Source organism: Shewanella sp. Pdp11 (genome assembly GCF_002838165.1).
Taxonomy (GTDB): Bacteria; Pseudomonadota; Gammaproteobacteria; order Enterobacterales; family Shewanellaceae; genus Shewanella; species Shewanella hafniensis.
The window spans coordinates 620439-647282 of record NZ_CP015194.1 but is presented as its reverse complement, the minus strand read 5'-3'; the positions used below and the strand labels follow the sequence as shown (position 1 = coordinate 647282).

The 26844-nt window shown below is 46.4% G+C and carries 16 protein-coding genes and 3 rRNA genes; 9 read left to right on the top strand and 10 right to left on the bottom strand.

Features of this window, described 5'->3' with window-relative positions; all coding sequences use genetic code 11:
- Window positions 1-624: 624 nt before the first annotated feature.
- The 4 genes from AYJ58_RS03020 to hemN all read left to right on the top strand — a co-directional run bounded on the left by AYJ58_RS03020 (window position 625) and on the right by hemN (window position 4092).
- A complete protein-coding gene (locus tag AYJ58_RS03020; RefSeq protein ID WP_063884457.1) occupies window positions 625-1263 on the top strand; it encodes a class I SAM-dependent methyltransferase in 639 nt (212 codons plus the stop codon).
- Window positions 1264-1353: 90 nt separating this feature from the next.
- On the top strand, window positions 1354-1914 hold the full coding sequence (gene yihI, locus AYJ58_RS03015) for a Der GTPase-activating protein YihI (RefSeq protein WP_106648817.1): 561 nt from the start codon (window positions 1354-1356) through the stop codon (window positions 1912-1914).
- 72 nt (window positions 1915-1986) lie between these two features.
- Window positions 1987-2454 (top strand): DUF2489 domain-containing protein, encoded by a 468-nt coding sequence (locus tag AYJ58_RS03010; RefSeq protein ID WP_106648815.1) that lies wholly within the window; start codon window positions 1987-1989, stop codon window positions 2452-2454.
- Window positions 2455-2751: 297 nt separating this feature from the next.
- On the top strand, window positions 2752-4092 hold the full coding sequence (gene hemN / locus AYJ58_RS03005) for an oxygen-independent coproporphyrinogen III oxidase (protein ID WP_011845365.1): 1341 nt from the start codon (window positions 2752-2754) through the stop codon (window positions 4090-4092).
- A gap of 92 nt (window positions 4093-4184) precedes the next feature.
- Here hemN and add read toward each other — a convergent pair whose 3' ends face one another.
- Window positions 4185-5180 carry an adenosine deaminase gene (gene add / locus AYJ58_RS03000; protein WP_106648813.1) on the bottom strand — a complete coding sequence of 332 codons (996 nt, stop codon included), beginning with the start codon at window positions 5178-5180 and terminating at the stop codon, window positions 4185-4187.
- Between the two features lie 210 nt (window positions 5181-5390).
- Here add and AYJ58_RS02995 point away from each other — a divergent pair, with 210 nt between their 5' ends.
- A complete protein-coding gene (locus AYJ58_RS02995; RefSeq protein WP_106648811.1) occupies window positions 5391-7202 on the top strand; it encodes a DUF885 domain-containing protein in 1812 nt (603 codons plus the stop codon).
- 95 nt (window positions 7203-7297) lie between these two features.
- Window positions 7298-8281 (top strand): alpha/beta fold hydrolase, encoded by a 984-nt coding sequence (locus AYJ58_RS02990; RefSeq protein ID WP_106648808.1) that lies wholly within the window; start codon window positions 7298-7300, stop codon window positions 8279-8281.
- Here AYJ58_RS02990 and AYJ58_RS02985 read toward each other — a convergent pair.
- The 5 genes from AYJ58_RS02985 to ccoG all read right to left on the bottom strand — a co-directional run bounded on the left by AYJ58_RS02985 (window position 8238) and on the right by ccoG (window position 18168).
- Window positions 8238-10688, bottom strand: a complete 2451-nt coding sequence (locus tag AYJ58_RS02985; protein ID WP_106648806.1) for a GGDEF domain-containing phosphodiesterase — start codon at window positions 10686-10688, stop codon at window positions 8238-8240. The genes AYJ58_RS02990 and AYJ58_RS02985 overlap by 44 nt on opposite strands.
- Window positions 10689-10987: 299 nt before the next feature.
- Window positions 10988-11103: ribosomal RNA gene (rrf, locus tag AYJ58_RS02980) — 5S ribosomal RNA — on the bottom strand.
- Between the two features lie 154 nt (window positions 11104-11257).
- A 23S ribosomal RNA gene (locus AYJ58_RS02975) occupies window positions 11258-14160 on the bottom strand.
- A 418-nt stretch (window positions 14161-14578) separates the two neighbouring features.
- Window positions 14579-16121 (bottom strand): 16S ribosomal RNA (locus AYJ58_RS02970).
- The 16S, 23S and 5S rRNA genes sit together here, the layout of an rRNA operon.
- Window positions 16122-16740: 619 nt before the next feature.
- On the bottom strand, window positions 16741-18168 hold the full coding sequence (gene ccoG / locus AYJ58_RS02965; protein WP_106648804.1) for a cytochrome c oxidase accessory protein CcoG: 1428 nt from the start codon (window positions 18166-18168) through the stop codon (window positions 16741-16743).
- Window positions 18169-18259: 91 nt separating this feature from the next.
- On the opposite strand from ccoG, the gene AYJ58_RS02960 reads away from it, so the two are divergent.
- The 3 genes from AYJ58_RS02960 to AYJ58_RS02950 all read left to right on the top strand — a co-directional run bounded on the left by AYJ58_RS02960 (window position 18260) and on the right by AYJ58_RS02950 (window position 20029).
- On the top strand, window positions 18260-18610 hold the full coding sequence (locus AYJ58_RS02960; protein WP_106648802.1) for a hypothetical protein: 351 nt from the start codon (window positions 18260-18262) through the stop codon (window positions 18608-18610).
- Window positions 18611-18734: 124 nt separating this feature from the next.
- A complete protein-coding gene (locus AYJ58_RS02955) occupies window positions 18735-19640 on the top strand; it encodes a 1,4-dihydroxy-2-naphthoyl-CoA synthase (protein WP_006084758.1) in 906 nt (301 codons plus the stop codon).
- A 185-nt stretch (window positions 19641-19825) separates the two neighbouring features.
- Window positions 19826-20029 (top strand): DUF2061 domain-containing protein, encoded by a 204-nt coding sequence (locus AYJ58_RS02950; protein ID WP_105250772.1) that lies wholly within the window; start codon window positions 19826-19828, stop codon window positions 20027-20029.
- A gap of 108 nt (window positions 20030-20137) precedes the next feature.
- Here AYJ58_RS02950 and glmS read toward each other — a convergent pair whose 3' ends face one another.
- The 4 genes from glmS to glmU all read right to left on the bottom strand — a co-directional run bounded on the left by glmS (window position 20138) and on the right by glmU (window position 26759).
- A complete protein-coding gene (gene glmS, locus AYJ58_RS02945) occupies window positions 20138-21967 on the bottom strand; it encodes a glutamine--fructose-6-phosphate transaminase (isomerizing) (RefSeq protein WP_012588967.1) in 1830 nt (609 codons plus the stop codon).
- A gap of 50 nt (window positions 21968-22017) precedes the next feature.
- Entirely contained in the window at window positions 22018-22788 is a 771-nt protein-coding gene (locus AYJ58_RS02940) for a DeoR/GlpR family DNA-binding transcription regulator (RefSeq protein ID WP_106648800.1), read from the bottom strand.
- 201 nt (window positions 22789-22989) lie between these two features.
- Window positions 22990-25092, bottom strand: coding sequence for a TonB-dependent siderophore receptor (locus AYJ58_RS02935; protein WP_106648798.1), 2103 nt, complete (start codon window positions 25090-25092; stop codon window positions 22990-22992).
- Window positions 25093-25376: 284 nt separating this feature from the next.
- Window positions 25377-26759, bottom strand: coding sequence for a bifunctional UDP-N-acetylglucosamine diphosphorylase/glucosamine-1-phosphate N-acetyltransferase GlmU (gene glmU / locus AYJ58_RS02930; protein ID WP_106651732.1), 1383 nt, complete (start codon window positions 26757-26759; stop codon window positions 25377-25379).
- Window positions 26760-26844 lie beyond the last annotated feature (85 nt).

The following is a 26844-nucleotide window of genomic DNA, read 5'->3' as shown; positions in this document are numbered from 1 at the left end:
TTCAAGATATAAGAATAAAGACACTCAATAACAATAATATACTTAAGACCACTCTCTAATAATAACAAGAGTCGTGATTTCCACTTGAAATCCAGGTCAGCACCATTTTGTAAGGGATGGCCGATAACGCCAATTTGCTTCTAGCAAAACACCTTACACTCAGGGTAACTTGCCCCATCAGGACACAATTTACATGATGTAAATTGTAGCAAAGGAAGCTATAAGCTTAGGATGCACTGGCTGGATGCTTGTTATCACTGGAAGGTACTTAAGTAACATGGATGGTTAACTAAACGTCAATGAAGACGATGCTATACAATGATGTGTCGCGAGACCATCTACGGAAACTGTGGTCAGGATGGCGACAGAAAAAATAAAGTGTCTGGAAGACCGTTAACAAAAATAATGCAGGGAAAGCAGTAAAAAAAAGAAGGATACCGACCGGGAAAGTCGCATAGCAAGTATGGATACTTGGAATCAGGATAAGGTGCTAAAGCACCCTTTGTAAGGCGGCAGTTTAACTGCCGCCTTTTTTCTTTTGTAACACACCCTAGTGTCTAAAATGTGCACTCGACCAATATAATTGGTACAATCAAAGCCTTAATAACCACTTCAGCAGACTCAATGCCCAGATGCCCTCTTTGTCATAACAGTCAGACACAACTCCTTCATCAAGATAAAAAGCGGAGTTTTTATGTTTGCAAGACATGTGAGTTAACCTTTGCGGATGCCAATAGCCATTTACCACCCGCGGCAGAGAAACAAAGATACGGTCGTTCACGCATAGCGTTGAAGCAAAAGCAGCTATCGCAATTTATTTTGCCGCTGTTAGCACAATTAGAGCAGCAACAAGCTGGCAGCTTATTAGGATTGAATTTTGGTCGCATACTCGATGATGAGAGTTTGGCGACCATAGAAAATGCGGGCCACAAGTTAAATCAATATGATCCCTTTTTTGCCCCGAATCATGATGTGTTAAAGCAAGAATATGATTTTATCTGCTGTTATCGCGTTTTTGAGCATTTTCAGTACCCGATAAAAGAATGGGCCTTACTCTCGAGACTACTGCATCCTGGTGGTTGGCTAGCGATAAGCACACCGTTACTGACTGAATTAGATGGTTTTGCTAAGTGGCATTATAAGAACAACCTCACCCATGTGAGCTTTTACCAGCGACAAACCTTTGAGTACCTAGCAAACAATAGCGATTTTGAACTATTATTTGCCGCAAAGGATCTCGTTTTGATGCAAAAAACATCATAATCTGGTATAACACTCGGCCTAATTTCGCACCTTGTAGACAAGCTCAACCTTAGTCTGCAGGGCCATACGTTGTAAACAATTGAGAAGACCATGTCTCGTAGCAAGAAAACACGCAAGGGCGGCGAGAACAGCCCTAAGTTACAGCCAAGAGTGAAGAAGCAAGATCGCGCTGTAGCGACTGGCAAACGTAAAGATTCTGGCAATAAATCAGGCAGTCGTCATAACGAAAGCTTAATTTTAGCGCAAGCGCCGCAACAGCAGGCCGCTAAGAAAAAAGACCCGCGTCATGGCAGCAAAAAGCCTATTGCTTTAGCGATTCCTGCGGCAGTGGTAACAGACAAAGCCGCTCAGCCAAAAGTGAAACAAGCTAAGCTGACTGACGAGCAAAAACTGCTGAAATTGGAAGAAGATCCAAGATTAAATCAGCTATTAGATATGCTGGAAGAAGGCCGCGACCTCAACGATGATGACCAAAAATGGTTAGATCAACAGCTGAATAAGATTGAAGCCCTGATGGTTAAACTCGGCATTAGTGACGATATGGACGATGATGCACCTTCATCACCAGCTAAGTCTTTGTCTGACGATGAGTTGTTCGACAAGTTCGAATCAGGCGCTGACTTACTCAAAGATTATCAAGACAAGTTCTAACCTCTCAGTGCTAAGGCATAGGGAACTCAGTTTTTAGCTGTGCTCCTTATGCCATTCATATAAGGAGTCTCTGTGTCTACGGCTATCATTATTCTCGGTTTTATCATCATAGTAGCGCTAAGTAGCTACGCCACCTTCTTAATCCTAAAACTCAAGCAGCAAAAAAAGCGTCAGCAGGCCGAACAAGCCGAGCGTGAAGTCACAGCGAATGCAAAACGTGCCCAAGTTTTAGATGATATCCGCTATATCGCCACTGCCATGATTGAAGACCGCTGTGAGATCTCTGAAGGCGTGGTCAGAATTGGGCGATTATTTGAAATCCTGTCATTGAGTGAGCGCGTGGCTCCCGATTACCCTTCATTATTCAAACACTTTGAGTTAATTAAAGATCATCCCATCATGGATGCTCGCCAAGCCTTGCCTAAGCAAGAAAGAATGAAGTTAGACTTGATCAGAATGAAGTCCGAAGCGGCATTAGAGCAAGGCATTAGTGCTGATGCGAAAAAACTGGCGGATTACCAAGCCAAAGCGATGCATTAAACCTGCTCATTGTTATACCTCAAGACCACTTATGCAGTGGTTTTGAGGTCATCTCGATAAAACCCACTCCAATCTTTCCTTCCTTACTCCCGTGAGCCTGCGCACAAAACCGCCATATATCGACAGACAAGCGTACTTTTTTGATGGATATTGCGTAACTTCTAAAAAGACAGACGTCATTTTTACAACCTAGATCAAGGTTATTTACTTAAGAACCTTGCATACTTCGCTTGTTGCTAATTTACCCACGGAGGACACGCCTTGAAGCAGCCCACTCAGATTAGCTGGGATCAGTCGATGATCGAAAAATATAACTACAGCGGTCCCCGTTATACCTCTTACCCAACGGCATTAGAGTTCGATGATACATTCACCGAACAAAATCTGCTGACGGCCATTGAAAATAGCAAAAGCGATAAACTGTCGCTGTATATTCATATCCCGTTCTGCGCCAAGCTTTGTTATTACTGCGGCTGTAATAAAGTCATCACCCGCCACCAACACAAAGCCGATCAGTACATTGAATATTTAAGCCAAGAAATTATTAAACGTGCGCCCCTGTTCAAACATTACAGTGTGACCCAAATGCATTGGGGCGGCGGTACACCCACGTTCTTAAATCCAGAGCAGATTCTTAAACTTACGTCATTGATTAAAGCTAACTTTAACTTTGCGGAAGAAGGCGAGTACTCAATTGAAGTCGATCCTCGCGAGATAGAACTGTCAATGCTCGACACGTTGAAAGAAGCGGGCTTTAACCGTATCTCCATCGGCGTACAAGATTTCAATAAAGAAGTGCAAATTGCCGTTAATCGCGAACAAGACGAGCAATTTATCTTCGACTTAATGGCTAAAGCGAAAGCCATGGGTTTTGTGTCAACCAACATAGATTTAATCTATGGTTTGCCACACCAAACGCCAGAAACCTTTGCCGTCACTATGCAGCGCGTTTTAGATTTATCGCCTGACCGTCTGTCGGTATTTAACTATGCTCACTTACCTGCGCGCTTTGCCGCTCAACGTAAGATCAAAGATGAGCATTTACCTTCGCCAAAACAAAAACTCGAAATGCTGCACCAAACTATCGAGACCTTAACTGGCGCTGGCTACCAATATATCGGTATGGACCACTTTGCTAAACCCGATGACGAGTTAGCCAAGTTACAGCGTGAAGGCAGACTGCACCGCAACTTCCAAGGTTATACCACCCAAGAAGAATGCGATTTGTTAGGTCTTGGCGTATCGTCCATCAGTCAGATTGGCGACTGCTATGCGCAAAACCAGAAAGATATCCGTCCTTACTATGAAGCCATAGATAAGGAAGGCCATGCTTTGTGGAAAGGTTGTAGCCTGAACCGTGACGATGAAATCCGCCGCGTAGTGATTAAACAGCTGATTTGCCACTTCGAATTAGATATGGCGAAAATTGATGAGAAACTGGGGATTAACTTCGAAACCTATTTCGCAGAAGATCTTAAGTTAATGCAGACATTTATCGATGATAAATTAGTTGAAATCGTCGACAGACAGATCACTATCAGCCCTACTGGCCGTTTATTGATCCGCAATATCTGTATGTGCTTCGACCTTTACTATCGTCAAAAAGCGCGTCAGCAACAATTCTCACGCGTGATCTAAAGCGCCTATCGCTGCACTCGCGAACGCTCACAAAAAATCCGACTCTAAGTCGGATTTTCTATTTATAGCTATTTTTAGTAATAACTAAGAGCTTATGCCTTAGTTGCATACAGTGCTTTGCGCTCACTGTCTGATAAAAATGCCATTTCAACGCCGTTACGTTGCACCTGGGCTAGCTCAGCATCGGTTAATTTGAGTTCCGATTTGGCAATACGATACTCATGATTAATGTCGATAGCACTCACACCGGGATCATCGGTATTTAGACTTATCAACACGCCTGCATCCATAAAGGTTCTAAAAGGATGCTCAGCGTAAGAACCCACAGTAGAAGTATGCAAGTTACTGGTTGGGCAAGATTCGATACCAATACTGTGCTTAGCAAGATATTCCATCAGCTTAGGATCGTGAACCGCGTTCACCCCGTGACCAATTCGCGTCGCGCCAAGTTCTTGAATCGCTTGCCACATACTTTGTGAACCCGCAGCTTCACCGGCGTGAGCCGTAATCGCCAGACCAGCATCACGAACACGTTTAAAGTGATCGTTAAATAACTCGCCAGGGAAGCCCAATTCATCACCGGCTAAGTCCATAGCCACGAGGTGTTGTTTATGGGCGAGTAAGCCTTCAAGTTCTTGAGTACAAGCGGCTTGACCGAATGAACGTGACATAATGCCAATCAAATTGATCTTCACGTTATAGTCTTTTAAGCCCGCTTTAACGCCATCAACGACCGCCTCAACTACGCCTTCAATCGGTAACTTATGGTTCATCGCCATATAGTAAGGACTAAAACGTAACTCAGCGTAATCTAAGCCAGACAACGCCGCATCGGCAACGTTTTCATAGGCCACGCGTTTAACCGCATCCAAATCTGCGAGTACAGCAACCATCCAATCGAGCTTCTTTAAGAAGGCGACTAAGCTAGTTTCTTTCCCCTGAATTTGCACAAAAGGTGCGAGAGTCTCTAAAGAATCGGCAGGTAGCGCAATGCCGTGTTGGTGTCCTAGTTCCCAAATGGTGTTCACTCGCACATTACCGTCTAGGTGACGATGCAGATCCACCAATGGAATGGATGTATCAATCATATTTAACCCCTATTTGAACTACCCAGCCAATGCTTTTGTTATTTGGTCGCGGGCGGACACTAAGTTTAACACGCATTTTCAAGGGCATTTATGCGCCAACCGCATTTAAATTCACATTCAGTCACAATTCTGCTTAATATCCATACAAGGAACTGCCGTATTCATCAGGCATAATGACTTCAATAACAACGAAAATATCAGAGATCGACTATGCATAAACTCTTAACCCCCAGTTTATTGATATGCGCATTAAGCGCCTGCAGTACTACTCAAACCACAAAAAATAGTCAAATCGCAGCGCCACAGACAATATCGGCAGCACAGTCGCAAGTTGAGCTCATAGCTCCCGCGCTGCAAGCGATCATCGACCAAAGCTGGCAATTACAGCTCAGCGCGAGTCCTGAAATGGCTTACAGCATGGGCGATGCCAGTGCCGCAGGAAAATTAACGGATCTCTCGCCAGCCGCGCTCGCTAAGCTTAATCAAGGTCAAATCGCAGTACTAGCGCAGCTCAAAGCACTCGACCGCGGTAGCTTGAGTAAAGAAGATAAGATTAACGCCCAAATACTGGAAGATCAGATCCAAAACGATGTCGACCTATATCGCTTTAAGGATTATTACCTGCCCATTACCGCGGAAAGCGGCTTCCACGCTTATATCACCTCAATCGCACAGGGAAGATTCAACACCCTTGAGGATTACCGCAACTATATTGCCAAACTCAATGCACTCCCGGCCTATTTCGCTCAGCAAACTCACTGGCTAAAACAAGGATTGGCCGAGGGAATCACGCCACCTAAAGTGACACTCACTGGCTTTGAAGACAGTATCAGTGCTTATATCGTTCCAGTGGAAAAGAGCGGTTATTTCAAACCCTTTACTCAATACCCCAGCTATTTCACTGAAGCACAAAAAACTCAGCTGACTCAAGAAGGTCGCGCTTTAGTCGAGCAAAAAGTCTTGCCGCTGTACCAAAACTTCTATGATTTTATGACCAAAGAGTACATTCCCAATGCGCGGGAAAATATCGCGGCCAGTAGCTTACCTAATGGTGCTGAATTTTATGAGAATCGGGTACGTTACTATACGACCTTGAATATGACATCGGCAGAAGTGCATGAACTGGGCTTAAAGGAAGTTAAGCGTATCCGCCAAGAGATGGAGCAAATCATCAAGTCCGTTGGCTTTAAAGGCAGCTTTGCCGACTTCTTACATTTCCTGCGGACCGATCCCAAGTTTTACACCACAAGTCCCGATCAGTTACTCAAAGAAGCGGCATTTATTGCCAAAAAAGCCGATGCCATGCTGCCTAAGTACTTTGGCAAACTTCCCCGTAAACCCTACGGCATAGCGCCAGTGCCCGCCGAAATTGCGCCGAAATACACCACAGGCCGATATTCAGGATCGAACAGCGATGACGAACCCGGTTACTACTGGGTCAACACTTATGCATTGGATAAGCGCCCACTCTACGAATTAGAAGCCTTAACCTTGCACGAAGCCGTACCCGGTCATCATCTGCAAATATCACTCAACTCTGAGCTAACGTCACTCCCAGACTTCCGTCGTTATGGCTATATCTCTGCCTTCGGTGAAGGCTGGGGTCTGTATTGCGAATACTTAGGTTTAGAGGCTGGCTTCTATCAAGATCCGTACAGTAACTTTGGCCGCCTAACCTATGAAATGTGGCGGGCGGCGCGTTTAGTCGTAGATACTGGCATGCATGCCCAAGGGTGGAGCCGTCAACAAGCCATCGACTTTATGGCCAGCAATACCGCGCTATCACTGCACAATGTCACGACCGAAATTGACCGCTATATTTCCTGGCCAGGACAAGCCTTGTCCTACAAGATTGGCGAATTAACGATCAAGCGGTTACGCGCTAAAGCAGAACAGGAACTCGGCGGCAAGTTTGATATTCGCGCCTTCCACGACGCTGTGCTCGAAAATGGCTCAGTGCCTATGTCGATCCTCGAACAGCAAATCACTGATTTTATTGAAGTTAAAAAGGCGACACGCTAAGTTAATCACGACCATGGGAGTCGTTATTTTCAGACTCCCATGGTTGTCTGTTACACTCTAGCAAACCATTCAAGCCAAATGATTTGCGACTGAGTATGAGCCAAGCCAAAGCGACATTTTCGACAGAACACGATTTAAATACCTCAGAACAGCAAGCCTTCTGGAAAAGCGTTGTTCAAGACACGCTGATCACAGCCGATGGCATCACGCTGGCCTATATGATGGTCAAACATCCCCAAGCTCATACCGCAATCGTTCTCAGTAGTGGCCGAGTTGAATCCTATTTAAAGTACCAAGAATTAGTCTTCGACTTGTACCAACAGGGTTACTCCGTTTATGCGATCGATCACCGTGGCCAAGGATTGTCGGATCGTATGACAATCAATCCGCACATGGGTCATGTGCGAAGGTTCAATGATTATATCGATGATTTTGCACTGTTTATGCAAAAGAAAGTGTTACCACAAAACGACAAACAGCTCATGCTACTTGGCCATTCAATGGGTGGCGCGATTGGCACTTTATATCTCAAACAACATCCCGATATTTTTACCGCAGCGGCATTTTCAGCGCCTATGTATGGCATCAAATTACCAATGCCAAAAGCATTCGTGCGCTGGTTAGCCAGTAAGCTCGATAACACTCTCAATGGCGGCGAACCTAACTATGTGCTTGGAGGGCAAAACTATAAGCCGGTTCCCTTCAAAGGGAATGAGTTAACCCATTGCCAAACTAGATACCAAGCCTATCGAGACTTGTATGATGCGGCGCCTAAGTTACAACTCGGTTCCCCAACTAACCGTTGGTTGACAGAATCTTTAGATGCAGCAGACACTTGCGTACTGGCAACAGCGCAAATTCGCACGCCGATCCTGATACTGCAAGCGAGTGAAGATAAGATTGTTGATAATGCGGCTCAGAATCTTGCGGTGAGCACTCATTGCCAATTGAAGGTGATAGCGGGGGCTGCCCATGAGATTTTTATGGAAAAAGACGCCTATCGAAACCAAGCCTTAAATTATGCCCTCAACTTCTTTAAACGCTACGCAGCAAAGGACGAGGACAAACAAGCTGGATAAAGTCTGCTTGATTTAGTGCTCGGCTGAATAAATAGCCCTGATAACCATCACAGCCAAATTCAACAAAGGCTTGATATTGTTGGGGCGATTCAACGCCTTTAGCCACAACATGCAAATTAAATTGCTGTGCAGAGACAATTAACGCCTTCACTCTTTGTGGCATTGTGGCTAATGAATCAATACAACTCATATCCAATTTAACCGCAACTAATGGCTGGTTGGCTAAACAACTCAAAGCACTCGAGCCAGAACCGAAATGATCGAGGACGATACCTATCCCCGCATCGACCAACTTAGACACGCGCTCAGCCACAAACTGTGGTTGCATTAACAATGCGGCCTCATTGAGCTCGATACCCAGTTGATGAGCCGCAATGCCATGTTCCTTAACTAACGCAACCAATGCATCAACAAAATCTGCCTGACCAAATGAGAATGCACTGATATTTAGGGTTAAAGTCGGTAAACTCCGACCTTGAGTATGGGATATCTGAATAAACTGACACGCACGTTTAGCGACCCAAAGATCAAGCTCAGCAATCATTCCACCCTGTTCGGCTAACGCTACAAACTCTGCAGGCGGAATAAACTCGCCATCGGCACGATACCAACGTGTAAGCACTTCGGCCGAGACCAGTTCACTGTGCGCATTCATTACAGGTTGGAACATTAACGTCATGCTATCTTGCTGTAATGCCGTCTGTAATTCTTGTTGTAACTGTTCATCACGGCTCTGACGTAAATCCATCTCAGCATGATAGAAAGCGCATCCCGCTTGCCCTGGTCGCTTAGCACTCAAGGTTGCTAGCTCGGCGCGGCGCATCACTAAAGCAGGATCTAAGGTCTCTATGCTGTCGAGCAAACAAATCCCCACATTCGCGCTGAGTTCAAAGTGATGATGACCGTAATGGAATGGTCGAGCAATCACTTGCCTTAACTCACTCGCAAGGGCTAAAGCACGACGCGCAGCCACTGAAGCATCTATCGCTAAGTCTTTAGCCAGCAAAACAAAATCACCGGACTCTAATCGACCAGCGGTAATATTCTCAGTGAAATAACTCGATAGACGTGCAGCCACTTGCGTGAGTAAGCGCTCTAATTCGTGGGAGTTTAAAGTTGCTACCAAGCCTAATTTATCCACCTCAACGAGCAGCAATGCTCCCCATTGACCTGAACTATTACCTTGGGTTAAAAATTGCGACAGTCGTGCCATAAAGACTTCGGGTAACATCTTGCGACCAGTAACCGATTGATCCACAAGTTCATTAATCGCAGCATGGTTCTTGGCACTTTCAGATACATCCATATGAATGCCGATCATCCGAGTCGGACGTCCTTGAGGATCCCAATCAACCAACATGCCGCGATCCAGCACCCACACATAATGCCCCTCTCTATGTCGCAGGCGATGGACACTTTCAAATTCTTTACTCTTACCGCTAACGTACTCCTGCAAAGCATCGAGGACGATATCCCTATCATCGGGATGTAACCGCGTTTCCCAAGTCTGGAATACGCCCGCTAATTCATCCGGTGCATAACCGATCATCTCTTTCCAGCGATCAGAAAGAAAAACCTCACCCGTGCTGATATCCCAATCCCAAATACCGTTCCGCGAGCCTTCCACCGCAAACAGCCAGCGCAGTTCGCTGTCATTCAACTGTTTCACTGCACGGCTCAAGCGTTCATGTACCTGCTGCAAGCTCTCTTGCAATGATAAAACTTCTGATGAGCTCCAAGGGATCGATGTCGAAAAAGAAGAAGTCCCTACCTGTTTAGCGGCCTCACTTAATATTTGGAATGGGCGGATCAACAGGAAATAGAGAATTAAGGTAAAACCAATCAGTAATAATCCACCCAGCCCCCAAACCCGCATAAAACGTTGTTGTAACTTAGCGGAAGCTTCGGCAACTAAAGGCGCTAAATCGGCTTCAAGATAAATCAAGTCAACCGCACCACCATACTGAGGCACGACGGGATAATATGCTTGAATAGTTAAGCGTTCGAGGTTAATAAGAATTTGTGGCAGAAAAGCCTGAACCACAGCACTGTGACGGGCAGCATCATAACCATCAATGACTTGCATAGCATTGCTATCGCGCCAAACAGTATGGTTTGCAAAACGAATACGGCTATCAGCATCAACTAAAATATAAACCATAGTGCCCATATCGAGCGCAGCTAAGGAAACCTCCTGCTCAATCCGCTCCACATCCTGTAAAGCCTGCGCCGATTGAACCACATTTTGCATCCGAAACAACTGCTGCTTTATCTGTGTCGATTGTCGCTGCGCTAATTCGGCACGTACTTGTTCGCTTTCAAACAGGTACTCACCTATGACCAACACTAAATAAAGTGTCAGCATACACAGAGGGAGTAGAACCGCGAGCGAAAGCTTACGAAGCATAGGCAACAAACAGCCTTTAACAAAAATGTGAATAGTTTTGTATGCTAACGGGAAACTAACCACTAAGCAAAAGGACTTATCAAACTAAGCGAGATCTTGATGTAAATAATCAACTTAGAGTATAAAAGTCTGAAATGAAGGAAGGAAAAAACGTAAAGAACTAGCAGAAGAACCAAAACTAAAATAAATAGAGCAATACTCGATAGCATTGATCTTTAAATGACAATTTAACAAATTGCAGATGCAAAAAAGCCAGCTTATTCAGCTGGCTTCGTTACATCTCTACGAGATAATTAGGCGCTTGGCGATGACCTACTCTCACATGGGGAGACCCCACACTACCATCGGCGCGTTTGCGTTTCACTTCTGAGTTCGGGATGGGATCAGGTGGTTCCACAAGGCTATTGTCACCAAGCAAATTCTGTTTATTACCGTGTCCATCTCTGGCTCACGCTAATAATAATTCGGAAAGCTGATTGTCTTATTAAGTTAAGACTCACTTTGAGTTCATACTTTATCAAGTATCTCTATTCTGTCTAAGTTCGCTTAGCAAAACCCATCTGGGTTGTATGGTTAAGCCTCTCGAGTCATTAGTACATGTTAGCTCAACGCCTCACAACGCTTACACACCATGCCTATCAACGTCCTAGTCTCGAACGGCTCTTTAGAGGAATTAAATTCCTAGGGATGACTCATCTTAGGGCTCGCTTCCCGCTTAGATGCTTTCAGCGGTTATCGATTCCGAACGTAGCTACCGGGCAATGCCATTGGCATGACAACCCGAACACCAGCGGTTCGTCCACTCCGGTCCTCTCGTACTAGGAGCAGCTCCCTTCAATCATCCAACGCCCACGGCAGATAGGGACCGAACTGTCTCACGACGTTCTGAACCCAGCTCGCGTACCACTTTAAATGGCGAACAGCCATACCCTTGGGACCGACTTCAGCCCCAGGATGTGATGAGCCGACATCGAGGTGCCAAACACCGCCGTCGATATGAACTCTTGGGCGGTATCAGCCTGTTATCCCCGGAGTACCTTTTATCCGTTGAGCGATGGCCCTTCCATTCAGAACCACCGGATCACTATGACCTACTTTCGTACCTGCTCGACGTGTATGTCTCGCAGTTAAGCTGGCTTATGCCATTGCACTAACCGTACGATGTCCGACCGTACTTAGCCAACCTTCGTGCTCCTCCGTTACTCTTTGGGAGGAGACCGCCCCAGTCAAACTACCCACCAGGCACTGTCCCTAATCCCGATAAGGGACCTAGGTTAGAACATCAAAACTACAAGGGTGGTATTTCAAGGACGACTCCATCATGACTAGCGTCACAACTTCAAAGTCTCCCACCTATCCTACACATGTAGGTTCAATGTTCAGTGCCAAGCTATAGTAAAGGTTCACGGGGTCTTTCCGTCTAGCCGCGGGTATACGGCATCTTCACCGCAATTTCAACTTCACTGAGTCTCGGCTGGAGACAGCGTGGCCATCATTACGCCATTCGTGCAGGTCGGAACTTACCCGACAAGGAATTTCGCTACCTTAGGACCGTTATAGTTACGGCCGCCGTTTACCGGGGCTTCGATCATGAGCTTCTCTTGCGATAACCCAATCAATTAACCTTCCGGCACCGGGCAGGCGTCACACCGTATACTTCCTCTTGCGAGTTTGCACAGTGCTGTGTTTTTGATAAACAGTTGCAGCCACCTGGTATCTGCGACTCCCGTCAGCTTAGAGAGCAAGTCTCATCACCAACAGGAGCGTACCTTCTCCCGAAGTTACGGTACCATTTTGCCTAGTTCCTTCAGCCGAGTTCTCTCAAGCGCCTTGGTATTCTCTACCCGACCACCTGTGTCGGTTTGGGGTACGATTCCCGCTAACCTGAAGCTTAGAAGATTTTCCTGGAAGCATGGCATCAACTACTTCAGTCCCTTAGGACCTCGTCATCAGCTCTCAGTGTGTACATCAAAGTACGTGTCCCCGGATTTGCCTAAGAACACCACCTACCACCTTAAACGCGGACTACCAACGCCGCGCTAGCCTAGCCTTCTCCGTCTCTCCATCGCAGTTAGCGGAAGTACAGAAATATTAATCTGTTTCCCATCGATTACGCCTTTCGGCCTCACCTTAGGGGTCGACTCACCCTGCCCCGATTAACGTTGGACAGGAACCCTTGGTCTTTCGGCGAGGGGGTTTTTCACCCCCTTTATCGTTACTCATGTCAGCATTCGCACTTCTGATACCTCCAGCGTGGGTTACCCCTTCACCTTCAACGGCTTACAGAACGCTCCTCTACCGCGCACAGTAAACTGTGCACCCGTAGCTTCGGTGACTAGCTTAGCCCCGTTACATCTTCCGCGCAGGCCGACTCGACTAGTGAGCTATTACGCTTTCTTTAAATGATGGCTGCTTCTAAGCCAACATCCTAGCTGTCTAAGCCTTCCCACATCGTTTCCCACTTAGCTAGTACTTTGGGACCTTAGCTGACGGTCTGGGTTGTTTCCCTTTTGACGACGGACGTTAGCACCCGCCGTCTGTCTCCCGAGTAGTACTCATTGGTATTCGGAGTTTGCAAAGGGTTGGTAAGTCGGGATGACCCCCTAGCCTTAACAGTGCTCTACCCCCAATGGTATTCGCTCGAGGCGCTACCTAAATAGCTTTCGAGGAGAACCAGATATCTCCCGGTTTGATTGGCCTTTCACCCCCAGCCACAAGTCATCCGCTAATTTTTCAACATTAGTCGGTTCGGTCCTCCAGTTGATGTTACTCAACCTTCAACCTGCCCATGGCTAGATCACCGGGTTTCGGGTCTACACCTTGCAACTAAACGCGCAGTTAACACTCGGTTTCCCTACGGCTCCGCTATTCGCTTAACCTCGCTACAAAATGTAAGTCGCTGACCCATTATACAAAAGGTACGCAGTCACGGTCTCAAGAACCGCTCCCACTGCTTGTACGTATACGGTTTCAGGTTCTATTTCACTCCCCTCACAGGGGTTCTTTTCGCCTTTCCCTCACGGTACTGGTTCACTATCGGTCAGTCAGGAGTATTTAGCCTTGGAGGATGGTCCCCCCATATTCAAACAGGATGTCACGTGTCCCGCCTTACTCGTTTTCATCAATGGTTAGTTTTCATGTACGGGGCTATCACCCTGTGCCGCTGTGCTTTCCAACACATTCCACTAACACCCCACTGACTTAAGGGCTAATCCCCGTTCGCTCGCCGCTACTAGGGGAATCTCGGTTGATTTCTTTTCCTAAGGGTACTTAGATGTTTCAGTTCCCCTCGTTCGCCTCGCAACACTATGTATTCATGTTGCGATAACCGCTTATGCGGCTGGGTTCCCCCATTCGGACATCGTTAGCTCAAATGCTTGTTACTAGCTCGCCAACGCTTTTCGCAAGTTACTACGTCCTTCATCGCCTCTGACTGCCAAGGCATCCACCGTATACGCTTAGTCGCTTAACCATACAACCCAAATGAGTTTCACTCACTTGAGTCGCATTGCGACCAGCTTGGTTTTACTTGTCTCACTTCTGACCAAAGAAGTGGACGCGCCTTAGACGTAAACTATTCAATAAAGCATAATTTACTTTTGAATATTCAAGACACTTAATAAAGTGTTTGAGAACTCATGATGCAAACGTTTCCACGTTTACATCGTTTTGTAATTAATCACATGACAGACTCATGCAATTAAATACTATCAGCTTTCCAAATTGTTAAAGAACAATGCTAACCGGCTCGCGGTGCATTCAGCTCTGACTTCTCCTAAGAGAAGCTAAACAAGCAATCTGTGTGAACACTCAAAAACACGGATGTTTTTGTGTCGACTCGGCACGTATGCCATGTTGTCGACCCAACAAGCGTAAGTTAGTCGTATAGGTAAGGAGGTGATCCAGCCCCAGGTTCCCCTAGGGCTACCTTGTTACGACTTCACCCCAGTCATGAACCACAAAGTGGTGAGCGCCCCCCCGAAGGTTAAGCTACCCACTTCTTTTGCAGCCCACTCCCATGGTGTGACGGGCGGTGTGTACAAGGCCCGGGAACGTATTCACCGTGGCATTCTGATCCACGATTACTAGCGATTCCGACTTCATGGAGTCGAGTTGCAGACTCCAATCCGGACTACGACGAGCTTTGTGAGATTAGCTCCACCTCGCGGCTTTGCAACCCTCTGTACTCGCCATTGTAGCACGTGTGTAGCCCTACTCGTAAGGGCCATGATGACTTGACGTCGTCCCCACCTTCCTCCGGTTTATCACCGGCAGTCTCCCTAGAGTTCCCACCATTACGTGCTGGCAAATAAGGATAGGGGTTGCGCTCGTTGCGGGACTTAACCCAACATTTCACAACACGAGCTGACGACAGCCATGCAGCACCTGTCTCACGGTTCCCGAAGGCACTAAGCTATCTCTAGCGAATTCCGTGGATGTCAAGAGTAGGTAAGGTTCTTCGCGTTGCATCGAATTAAACCACATGCTCCACCGCTTGTGCGGGCCCCCGTCAATTCATTTGAGTTTTAACCTTGCGGCCGTACTCCCCAGGCGGTCTACTTAATGCGTTAGCTTGAGAGCCCAGTGTTCAAGACACCAAACTCCGAGTAGACATCGTTTACGGCGTGGACTACCAGGGTATCTAATCCTGTTTGCTCCCCACGCTTTCGTGCCTGAGCGTCAGTCTTTGTCCAGGGGGCCGCCTTCGCCACCGGTATTCCTCCAGATCTCTACGCATTTCACCGCTACACCTGGAATTCTACCCCCCTCTACAAGACTCTAGTTCGCCAGTTCGAAATGCAATTCCCAGGTTGAGCCCGGGGCTTTCACATCTCGCTTAACAAACCGCCTGCGCACGCTTTACGCCCAGTAATTCCGATTAACGCTCGGACCCTCCGTATTACCGCGGCTGCTGGCACGGAGTTAGCCGGTCCTTCTTCTGTAGGTAACGTCACAGCAATGGTGTATTAAACCATTACCTTTCCTCCCTACTGAAAGTGCTTTACAACCCGAAGGCCTTCTTCACACACGCGGCATGGCTGCATCAGGGTTTCCCCCATTGTGCAATATTCCCCACTGCTGCCTCCCGTAGGAGTCTGGGCCGTGTCTCAGTCCCAGTGTGGCTGATCATCCTCTCAGAACAGCTAGGGATCGTCGCCTTGGTGAGCCATTACCTCACCAACTAGCTAATCCCACCTAGGTTCATCCAATCGCGGAAGGCCCGAAGGTCCCCTCCTTTCCCCCGTAGGGCGCATGCGGTATTAGCAGTCGTTTCCAACTGTTATCCCCCTCGACTGGGCAGATCCCTAGGCATTACTCACCCGTCCGCCGCTCGCCACCTCAGAAGTAAACTCCCTTGTGCTGCCGCTCGACTTGCATGTGTTAGGCCTGCCGCCAGCGTTCAATCTGAGCCATGATCAAACTCTTCAATTAAAGTTTTGTTGCTTCCGTCTTACGACTTCAGCGGCTCAATGAATTCTGATTTTTTGTTTCCGCCCTCTCTTCATAAAGAGAAGAAAGCGAAACCAAAATTATGTACATATTGCTATGAACACTCTTCATCATTGATTTAATTCTTTGACTGCCAACCCTAAGGTTAAGCAGTTTCGATTAACTCAACACCTGTGAGTGTCCACACAGATTTCTTGTTTTATCTTGTTAAAGAGCAACTCAACTTCGTAAGAGAAGGTGAGTACCACACTGAGCGCCGAACGCTTCCAGTTGGCTAGGGCTGCGTATTCTACGCATTTCCCGTTTCGCGTCAAGGAGTATTTTTCAAATACTTGCCGCGCTTGAATTAAATGCTTAAAAGCCACTCAATTCAACCTAACTCGTCAGCTGGCTTTCGCTGTCTGCCGTGTCAGTGGATGCGCATTATAGGGAGATTGAGAAAGTCCGCAAGGGCTTTTTGTAGGAAAATAACGATTAATGGTTTAGACGTTTACTTATCAAACGATACGTATAAAAAAGGGGCTAAAAAGCCCCTTTATCTCGATTAAGTCTGGCAATCTTTATGAGTCTCACTCAATTAGATCATCATAAATACTGTTATCTATGGACTAAAGAAGCGAGATTCTTGCTCAACTTCGACTTCTTCACCGTCGATATGAGTTTTCACTTTTATCTCGATGTTAGTAACTGAACGAGAAAGCTCAACCGGATCAACCCCAACGCTAATGGGTAACGTTAATACTTCACCACCCGCAATAGTGACCGAAGTCGGACCGTACCATTTATAGTTGCCCAATCCTTCGACACTCATAGTGTATTCATGGGATTGTTCTGTCTTATTAAGAATCTTCAAGGTGAAGGTGTTTTCAATCAAACCTTGATTGTTCTCTCTATAGAGCTGGTTGCGGTCACGAATGATGTCCATACGCACAGGCGCTATGGTCGCACTGGAGTATATGAAGACTAATATCATCGCCATCAATACCACTCCATAACCGACAAGCTTAGGTCGTAGCACTTTTTGCTTTATACCTTCTAACTTGTTCTCTGTGGTATAACTGATAAGTCCTTTCTCGTAACCCATACGATCCATGGTTTGGTCGCAGGCATCGATACAAGCGCCGCAGTTAATACACTCATATTGCAGACCGTTACGAATGTCGATTCCGGTAGGACATACCTGCACACACAAGTCACAGTCGATACAATCGCCAAGCCCTAACTCTTTAGGGTCATCTTTGCGTGAGCGCGGACCACGGGTTTCACCACGTTTAGTATCGTAACCCACAATAAAAGTATTCTTATCGAACATGGCCGCTTGGAAACGCGCATAAGGGCACATGTGGATACACATGATTTCACGCATCCAACCCGCATTGCCGTATGTGGCAAGTGTAAAGAACACGACCCAGAAGTAGATACCGCCAGAAGCATTAAGCGTAAAGACGTCAACATAGACTTCACGGCTCGGCACGAAATAGGACACAAAGGTCATCGCCGTCATCAGTGAGAGCAATAGCCAAGCCGTATGTTTTGCCGTTTTACGCCAGAGTTTGTCAAAGCTCCATGGCATTTGATCTAACTTAATGCGTTTATTGCGCGCACCTTCAAGTTTTTCCTCGAACCAGATGAACATAAAGGTCCATACTGTTTGGGGGCAAGTGTATCCACACCAAACACGGCCAAGATAGGTAGTCACAAAAAACAGCGCAAAGGCAGCGATCATAAACAACGCTGCGAGCAAGGTGAGATCCTGCGGCCAAATCGTTAAACCGAAGACGTGAAACTTTTGTTCGCCTAAGTTAAACCATACAGCTTGACGGTCGCCCCAAGGGATCCAAGGTAAAAGCAGGAAAAATAACATGGCAATCCAGCCCATGCGGCGACGTAAGCTACTCCACAAACCGTCGATTGCTCGGACATAAATCCGATTACGAGGGTTAAAGCGATCCGCTTTACTCGCATCTGGCTGGTGAATCTTAATTCGATTGGTTTTCGAATAGTCCTTGTTGTTAGATTCTGAGTTCATCGTTACAGCCTTTTACTGCTTTAATATTGGACGAAAACTAGCTTATTATACCCATATTCTTAATGGTTATTCACTTATGTTGGACTAAAAGATGAAAGGTTGGCTCATATTGGCGCTACTCGCGGGTGCTTTGTATTACTTATACACAGAAACAGATAAATTAGATGCTCCTATTGCAAAGACTGAGGCTATGGTCAAAAAAATAGAGAATAAAGTTGACTCTATGATGGGAACAAAGATCATAAAAATTGACCATCAATTGGCTAAGGTAAGAACCGACATCCTTGAGCGTTTATCAACATTAGAACTCGAAGCCTTTAATCAGATACCCATGACACCCGAGTCTATTGCCGACTTTAAAGCTAATTATTGCGGCACTAGGGCGCCTCAACATCCAGTGTTTAGCAAAGATAATCAGCTTTATCTCTGTGATCACCTCTAACCATCACCGACTCATAGGCAAACGGGATTTTGCTATATAGCGCTAAGCTTTAGGCTTAGATGATTGACCTTATATATGATTCCGCCTAGCCTTTGAGGCATTACAGCACAAAGGCCTATGAATCATGACCCAACAAGTATCAGACATTTTTGATCCCACCCTATGGGATGAAGTCAGTGGATTTCAATTCGACGACATCACCTACCACAGAGCTAAAGCCCACGGCACTGTTCGCATTGCCATTAACCGACCTGAGTGCCGCAACGCCTTCAGACCTAAAACTGTTGATGAGTTATTTATCGCACTCGATCATGCACGCCAATGGTCTGATGTAGGTTGTGTACTGCTAACGGGTAACGGTCCTTCGGCAAAAGATGGTGGCTGGGCGTTCTGTTCGGGTGGCGATCAACGTATTCGCGGCAAAGATGGCTATAAATATGAAGGCGCTGAAGAAGGCAAAGCCGATCAAGCCAGAATGGGCCGCTTACATATATTAGAAGTGCAACGCTTGATCCGCTTTATGCCTAAAGTGGTCATCGCCGTTGTGCCGGGTTGGGCGGTAGGTGGCGGCCATAGCTTACACGTAGTGTGCGACTTAACCTTAGCCTCAAAAGAACACGCGATATTTAAGCAGACTGATCCCGACGTAGCGAGCTTCGACTCAGGTTATGGCAGTGCGTATCTTGCCAAGATGATAGGTCAAAAACGTGCCCGCGAAATCTTCTTCTGTGGTTTTAACTACAGCGCCGATGAAGCCTTCGACATGGGGATGGTCAATAAATCCGTTCCCCATGCAGAGCTAGAAACCGAAGCATTAATGTGGGCCAAAGAGATTAACTCTAAGTCGCCTACGGCTATGCGTATGCTTAAATACGGTTTCAACATGACTGACGATGGTATGGTCGGTCAGCAATTATTCGCCGGTGAAGCGACGCGTTTAGCCTATGCGAGTGCCGAAGCGCAGGAAGGGCGCGATGCCTTCCTCGAGAAACGCGATCAAGATTTCTCCGCCTTCCCTTGGCATTACTAGTTTATTAGCAGCGCTTTAATTTACTGCTAGCAGCACAAAGCCCTCCAGAGTGCGGGCTTTATGTTTTTTACAACGGATAAATAGATAAAACCGTTTAAACTAATCTGAAAACACGGCTTTTAATTTTAATGAGAATTGTTATCATCTAAGTATTCCCGCTGGGAGCCTATTTAGAGGACAAGATCATGACTAAGACACTCACTTTTGCTGTACTACATTTTAGCGTCGCTTTTACCGTAACCTATTTATTAACTGGCAGTGTGGTCGTCGGTGGCGCAGTAGCCTTAGTAGAACCCGCGATTAACACTGTAGTGTTTTACTTCCATGACAAAGTGTGGAAACGCATTGAGGCAAAAAAGCAGCACGAGCTAGATGCCATTCCAGCATAGAAAGCTAAGCCACCAGCATTTGCGATTGCCGTAAGCTAATCGTCGTTTTGTCGTGAATCTAAATGAAAAAACCGCCAATAAAGGCGGTTTTTATTTAAATACTTATTTTTATTCTACTGTTACAGATTTTGCTAAGTTGCGTGGTTGATCCACGTCGGTACCTTTGATCAACGCAACATGGTACGACAATAGCTGTAGCGGAATAGTGTAGATCAGCGGCGCCATAAAGATATCGCAGTGTGGCACAGGGATCACTTTCATCGTGTCGTCGGACTCGAACTCGGCATCCACATCGGCAAACACATACATTAAGCCGCCACGGGCACGCACTTCTTCTACGTTCGATTTCAGTTTTTCGAGCAATTCATTGTTTGGCGCAACGACGATAACAGGCATATCGGCATCGATAAGCGCTAATGGGCCGTGTTTTAATTCGCCAGAGGCATAGGCCTCAGCATGAATGTAAGAAATCTCTTTCAGCTTTAGCGCGCCTTCCATCGCAATCGGGTATTGATCGCCACGGCCAAGGAATAACGCATGGTGTTTATCGGCAAAATCTTCCGCCAATTCAGCAATCGCAGCATCTAGCCCTAAAGCTTGTTCCACTTTAGCTGGCATAGATTGTAGGCTTTGAGTGATGTCGGCCTGCATTTGCTCAGACATACCATTGTGGCGACCGATCACCGCAGTCAACATTAACAAGCCAGCAAGCTGTACTGTGAAAGCTTTAGTGGATGCCACGCCAATCTCAGCGCCCGCTTTCATCATGTAAGCCATGTCAGATTCGCGAACCAGTGATGAACCAGGTGCATTACAAATCGTCAATGTGGCTTTGTAACCCATTTCTTTCGCTAAGCGCATGGCCGCTAAAGTATCTGCAGTTTCACCAGATTGTGAAATCGTCACCAACAGGCTATTCGGGAATAAGTGCGACTTGCGGTAACGGAACTCAGAGGCAATTTCGACGTTACACGATACGCCAGCCCAATCTTCTAACCAGTAACGCGCCGCCATGCCCGCATGGTAGCTAGTACCACAGGCGATGATTTGCACGTGTTTGATATCTTTTAAGAACTCAGCCGCGTTATCACCAAAGGCAGTATCTAATACTTGCTTGTTTGCGATACGGCCTTCGATAGTGCGCGTCAGTGCCAATGGCTGCTCGTAAATCTCTTTAAGCATATAGTGGCGATATTCGCCCTTATCACCGGCATCGTGGGTAATTTCAGATTCTTTGACTTCGCGCTCAACGGCATTACCGTTTAAGTCGAAAATGCTCACGCTGCGACGGGTTACTTCGGCCACATCACCTTCTTCTAAGAAGGCGAATGAACGAGTCACAGGTAAGAGTGCCAGTTGATCTGAGGCGACAAAGTTTTCACCTAGACCAAAACCAATCACTAAAGGACTACCAGATCGAGCAACAACCAAGCGCTCGCTATCGCGGCGGTCGATAACAACAGTGCCATAGGCGCCTTCGAGTTGTTTAACTGTGGCTTGCACGGCAGAAAGCAAATTGCTGTTAGTTTTCAGCTCATGGTGTACTAAGTGACAAATCACTTCAGTATCGGTATCTGAGCTAAATTTATAGCCTAAACCTTTTAGCATCTCGCGCAGTTTATTGTGGTTTTCGATAATGCCGTTGTGCACCACCGCGATATCACCTTCCGATAAATGCGGGTGAGCATTACGCTCACTCGGTTCACCGTGGGTCGCCCAGCGAGTGTGCGCGATACCGGTTCCGCCCGCTAATGGGTCAGTTTCAAGCGCTGCTGAAAGCTCTTGTACTTTGCCAACGCGGCGCGTTCGATTGAGTTCACCATTGTGAATAACGGCAACGCCTGCGGAGTCATATCCGCGATATTCTAAGCGGCGTAAGCCTTCTACTAGAATTTCAGCCACATCCCTTTGCGCCACAGCGCCTACGATTCCACACATAGTCTTTACCTATAAATTAAAAATGAAGTTGTTAAGCTTTTTTGCGCTCACTATTGAGCGTATGGCGCTAGCATGACTCGCACGCCCTGATCTGAAATTTTTTTTAGCGCGCTCTCGTCGATACGGGAGTCGGTAACCAGCACACTCACCTTGGCCCACGGCAACTCTAAGTTAGGGATCCGCTTGCCGATTTTGTCTGAATCCACCATAACGATCACTTCACGGGACACTTCGGCCATGACTTTGCTTAGGCCAGTTAACTCGTTAAAGGTGGTAGTGCCGCGTTCAAGATCGATACCATCGGCACCGATAAATAGTTGATCGAAGTTATATGAGCGCAATACTTGCTCGGCGACTTGGCCTTGAAAGGATTCAGAATGCGGGTCCCAAGTTCCACCTGTCATCAATAAGGTTGGCTCGTTTTCGAGTTCATGGATGGCATTAGCAAGGTGCAATGCATTGGTCATGACCACCAGCCCGCGCTTATCGTTCAGCTGTTCAATCAAGCCAGAAGTCGTAGTGCCGCTATCGATAATGATGCGATTGTGATCTTTGATCAGCTGCGCGGCGGTTTTCGCAATAGACAGTTTATTAGGCGCGATTTTGGCAGAAAATTGTTGGGTCACTTCGTCAGGAATCGCTACGGCGCCACCGTAACGGCGCAGCAGCAGGCCTGTTTTCTCAAGCGCAGCCAGATCTTTGCGAATCGTCACTTCTGAGGTTTCAAAACGTAACGACAGTTCATCAACACTCACTTCACCCAGTTCGTTCAATATGGTGATTATGCAGTGGCGACGCTGCTGTGTGTTTCGTTTGTTCATAAAACCTTTCACATAAGTTTCGATTCGAAAGCAGCATTATAGTGAAACGAAACTTTTTTGCTAGTATTCGAAACACGCTTTCGCATGATCCTGCGTAATTTTCTATCCTTCTGTAATAGTGATTTTATAAATCAGCCAATAAAAAAAGCAGCTTACCCCTAGGGATAAACTGCTTTATTAAAGATAAAACTTGAGGAAATATTAGAACTTAGCTTCGACAGCAACACTGAAGTTACGGTCTTGGCCGATAGTCACCATCTGGTTGTTACCACCATCTAAGTATTCAGTATCAAAGAGATTTCTGACGTTAGCGCGGATACCGATTTCATTGCCACTGATATTGAAGGTGTAGGCAGCCCCCATATCAAAGCGAACATAACCGTCTTTGGTGATGGTATTTTGAGTATTGGCAAAACGCTCACCTACGTATACAGCACCAAAATTAAGCGCCAATTCATCAGTCACTTGATAACGGCTCCAAATGTTAGCAGACCATTCTGGCGCATCGATAGGTGTTTTGCCATTGAGGGCATCAGCAGTCTTGTAGCCAGCATCCAGATACATCATAGAAGACGTCACAAACCAGCTGTCACTTATCTGCCCTTGAGCCCCTAATTCAAATCCCTTATGGTGCTGAGCACCATCCTGATGGGTGACCTTAGTTATATCGCCAATCGGCACGTCCAGAGTATGCACTACTTTTCGGTTATCGATTTCAATGTCGAACACAGCACCTGTAAGCAATAGGCCGTCGTTCATTAGCTCCCACTTGGCACCCAGTTCATACTGAGTTCCATACTCAGGATCAAGTTCATTGTCATAGCTCAGATCCTCTTTGTCGGTAACCTTACCCTGAGGAACGAAACTCTTGGAGTAATTGGCATAAAGACTGAGATCCTGCTGTGGCTGCCAGATCACCCCAAATTTGGGTGATACTGCATTATCATTGCCAGATTCTTCTTTTTGCTCATCAAAGCGAACGCCTGCAAGCAGCTTCCACTGGTCGTTCAAGCTGATAAGATCTTGCAGGTATACACCATAGAACTCACTATCACTGGTATATACGCCGTCCTCATCATCACGATAGTCAATATCTGGGCGTGGCACAGCAGCCCCAGGCATCACGGTTTGGCTTTTGCCTTTTTTCAACAACTGTGCATAACCATAATCCAGCTTATTGGCGCCTAGCAGCAGTTGGTGTTCCATTCCCGCGAGTTCAAACTCCCCAGTTAAATCCACGTAAGCGCTTTTGTGACTCCAATCATCAAAACGGTCGAAGGGACTTATCTGATAGCCATTAGTCATGGCTTCGGCATTGTATCTCGGCGCAGAATCAAAACGCTGACGATTGAACTGTTGGTCATTGTAACCAAATTTCAAATTCCAGTTATCACTGATTTGCCAAGCAATATCAGCACCGAGGTTAGTAATACTGTTATCGGTAAAGGCCCATGGCATGTCCCAAATTTGCTTACGTCCACCAATCAGGTTGCCATTTTTATCAAGCCAACCTCCCACATCGATGCCGGTTTTATCTTCAGTACGATCATAACGCACCGACAACAGCAAATTATCGGTTACATCATAATCTAGAGCCACAGAGCCCAGCCAACGGTCACGCTCTTGCTGCTCGGCCTGTTCGCCCGGCAGTGGCGAATAGCTGCGCCAGTATTCTGTATCTTGTTTTACGCCAACAGCGCGATATCTTAAGGTTTCAGCCTTGTTGATAGCACCACCAGCATCAAGTTGAAAGCGAGTTGAACCCTGTTCATCTGTATCAAAACCTAGTTCAAACAAATGCTCATAGGTCGGCTTTTTGGTAACCATATTTACCAAACCACCAGGCCCAGATTGACCATAAAGCATGGAAGAAGGCCCTTTAAGTACTTCGACCTGGCTTAAGATTTCAATCGGCAATACGTAGTGAGCAAAAAGCTGGTGGCCGTTAGCCAGGTAGCCTGAGCCTGAATCAAGTTCAAAACCACGTAGAGAGAAAACTTGACGGTTCCAACGCTGGGTTCCTGCAGTGATAGAGGAATCATTAACTAATACTTCCGCTAAATTGGTTGCCAGCTGTTCGTCAGTCACAAAATCGGGGATCACATTAACTGATTGTGGAGTATCCATTAAGTCGATATCACCGCGCATGGCGCCTGATGCTGTACCCACTTTATAATCGTTAAAAGTGCGGCCAGTGACATTAATGCGCTCGATATTTGCGTCGCTAGCCACCTCTGCCAACACAGGCATAGCCATTAATGCCGAACCTACGGCCAAACCTAAAACTGAATATTTAAATAACATTGCCAACACCTCAATTAGACCTTTCGTCTTAGAATTGCAGGCAATATAAATGAGAAGTGTTTTTATTTAATCTTCTTTACACGAATTTACAATTAGCTGTGATATAGATCTAAATCTGTTTAAAACCAATAAATTACGAATACCACAACAGAATTAACTCAACCTTAATTACGTGACTTTTATTGTTTTCCATCTGAATTAAACGAATCTAATTTCCAACAATCTGACTAAATATAAAAGCGGCACATGGCCGCTTTATAGATACTCAGTTGAGTTAAATAAACTTACTTTTTAATTTTGACTGGACGTTGCCAACCCGTCAGGTGCTTTTGTTTAACACGGGTAATGACTAACTCATTTTCACCCACATCGCGGGTAATGGTTGAGCCAGCGCCTAAGGTTGCGCCTTTACCAATAGTGACAGGTGCCACCAGCTGGGTGTCTGAGCCAACAAAGACATTATCTTCGATAACGGTAAGATGCTTATTCGCGCCATCATAATTACAAGTAATAGTGCCAGCGCCGATATTAACGCCATCACCTATAATAGCATCACCTAAATAGGCTAAGTGTCCAGCCTTAGAACCCACACCGATAACCGCTTTTTTCACTTCAACAAAATTGCCTATGTGCGCATCTTGCTTAAGCTCTGCGCCGGGACGTAAGCGGGCAAATGGACCAGCACTGGCAGAAACACCAAGCTTAGCGCCTTCGATGATAGAGTAAGGTTTGATCTCAGCGTTATCGGCAATCTCACAATCGATTAAAATCGCACCTGCACCAATAGTGACATTATTACCTAAGGTCACTTTGCCTTCGAATATCACGTTGATATCGATCATCACATCCATACCGACGGTGACATCACCACGGATATCGATACGGCTTGGGTCACGCAGGTTCGCTCCCGCCAACATCAGTTTTTCGGCTTCACGGGCTTGGTAAGCGCGTTCAAGTTGCGCCAGTTGCACGCGATTATTGGCGCCTTCCACTTCAATCGTAGATTGTGGCTGGGCAGTATCAATAGCAACGCCATCAGCGTGCGCCATAGCAATAATATCCGTTAGATAATATTCGCCTTGGGCATTGTTGTTGGATAAACGGCTCAACCAAGCTTTAAGTTGTTTACCTGGAACGGCCATGATGCCGGTATTGATTTCGTTGATCAGTAGCTGCTCTGCTGTAGCATCTTTCTGCTCAATAATACCAACGACTTTTCCTTGTTCTTGACCTTCACAAGGAGTACGGACAATACGGCCATAACCCATAGGATCCGCTAAATTCACCGTTAATATGGCCACGCCATTTTCAGGACGGGCAGCGAGTAAAGCTTCAAGGGTTGATTGTTGAATCAGTGGCACATCGCCGTAAAGAATGAGCACAGTATCATTGTCAGCAATATGCGGGCTCGCTTGCGCAACCGCATGACCCGTGCCTAATTGCTCAGCTTGCAATACCCAGTTAAGTTGTTGCTCACCTAAGCTGGCTTGTAGCTTGTCAGCACCATAACCGTAGACTAACTGAATCGCGTCACTACCCACTTTATGGGCGGTATCGATGACATGTTGCACCATGCTCTTGTGGGCGATGGGATGTAATACCTTAGGAAGATCAGAACGCATCCGTGTTCCCTTGCCAGCCGCTAAGATCACTACATTTAATGCCATTGCCATATCCTTGAACAAATACCCAAAAGGGTGAAAAAAATTACGGTCGATTTTGTGGCGCAATTTTAACGGAAAGCACATCGAA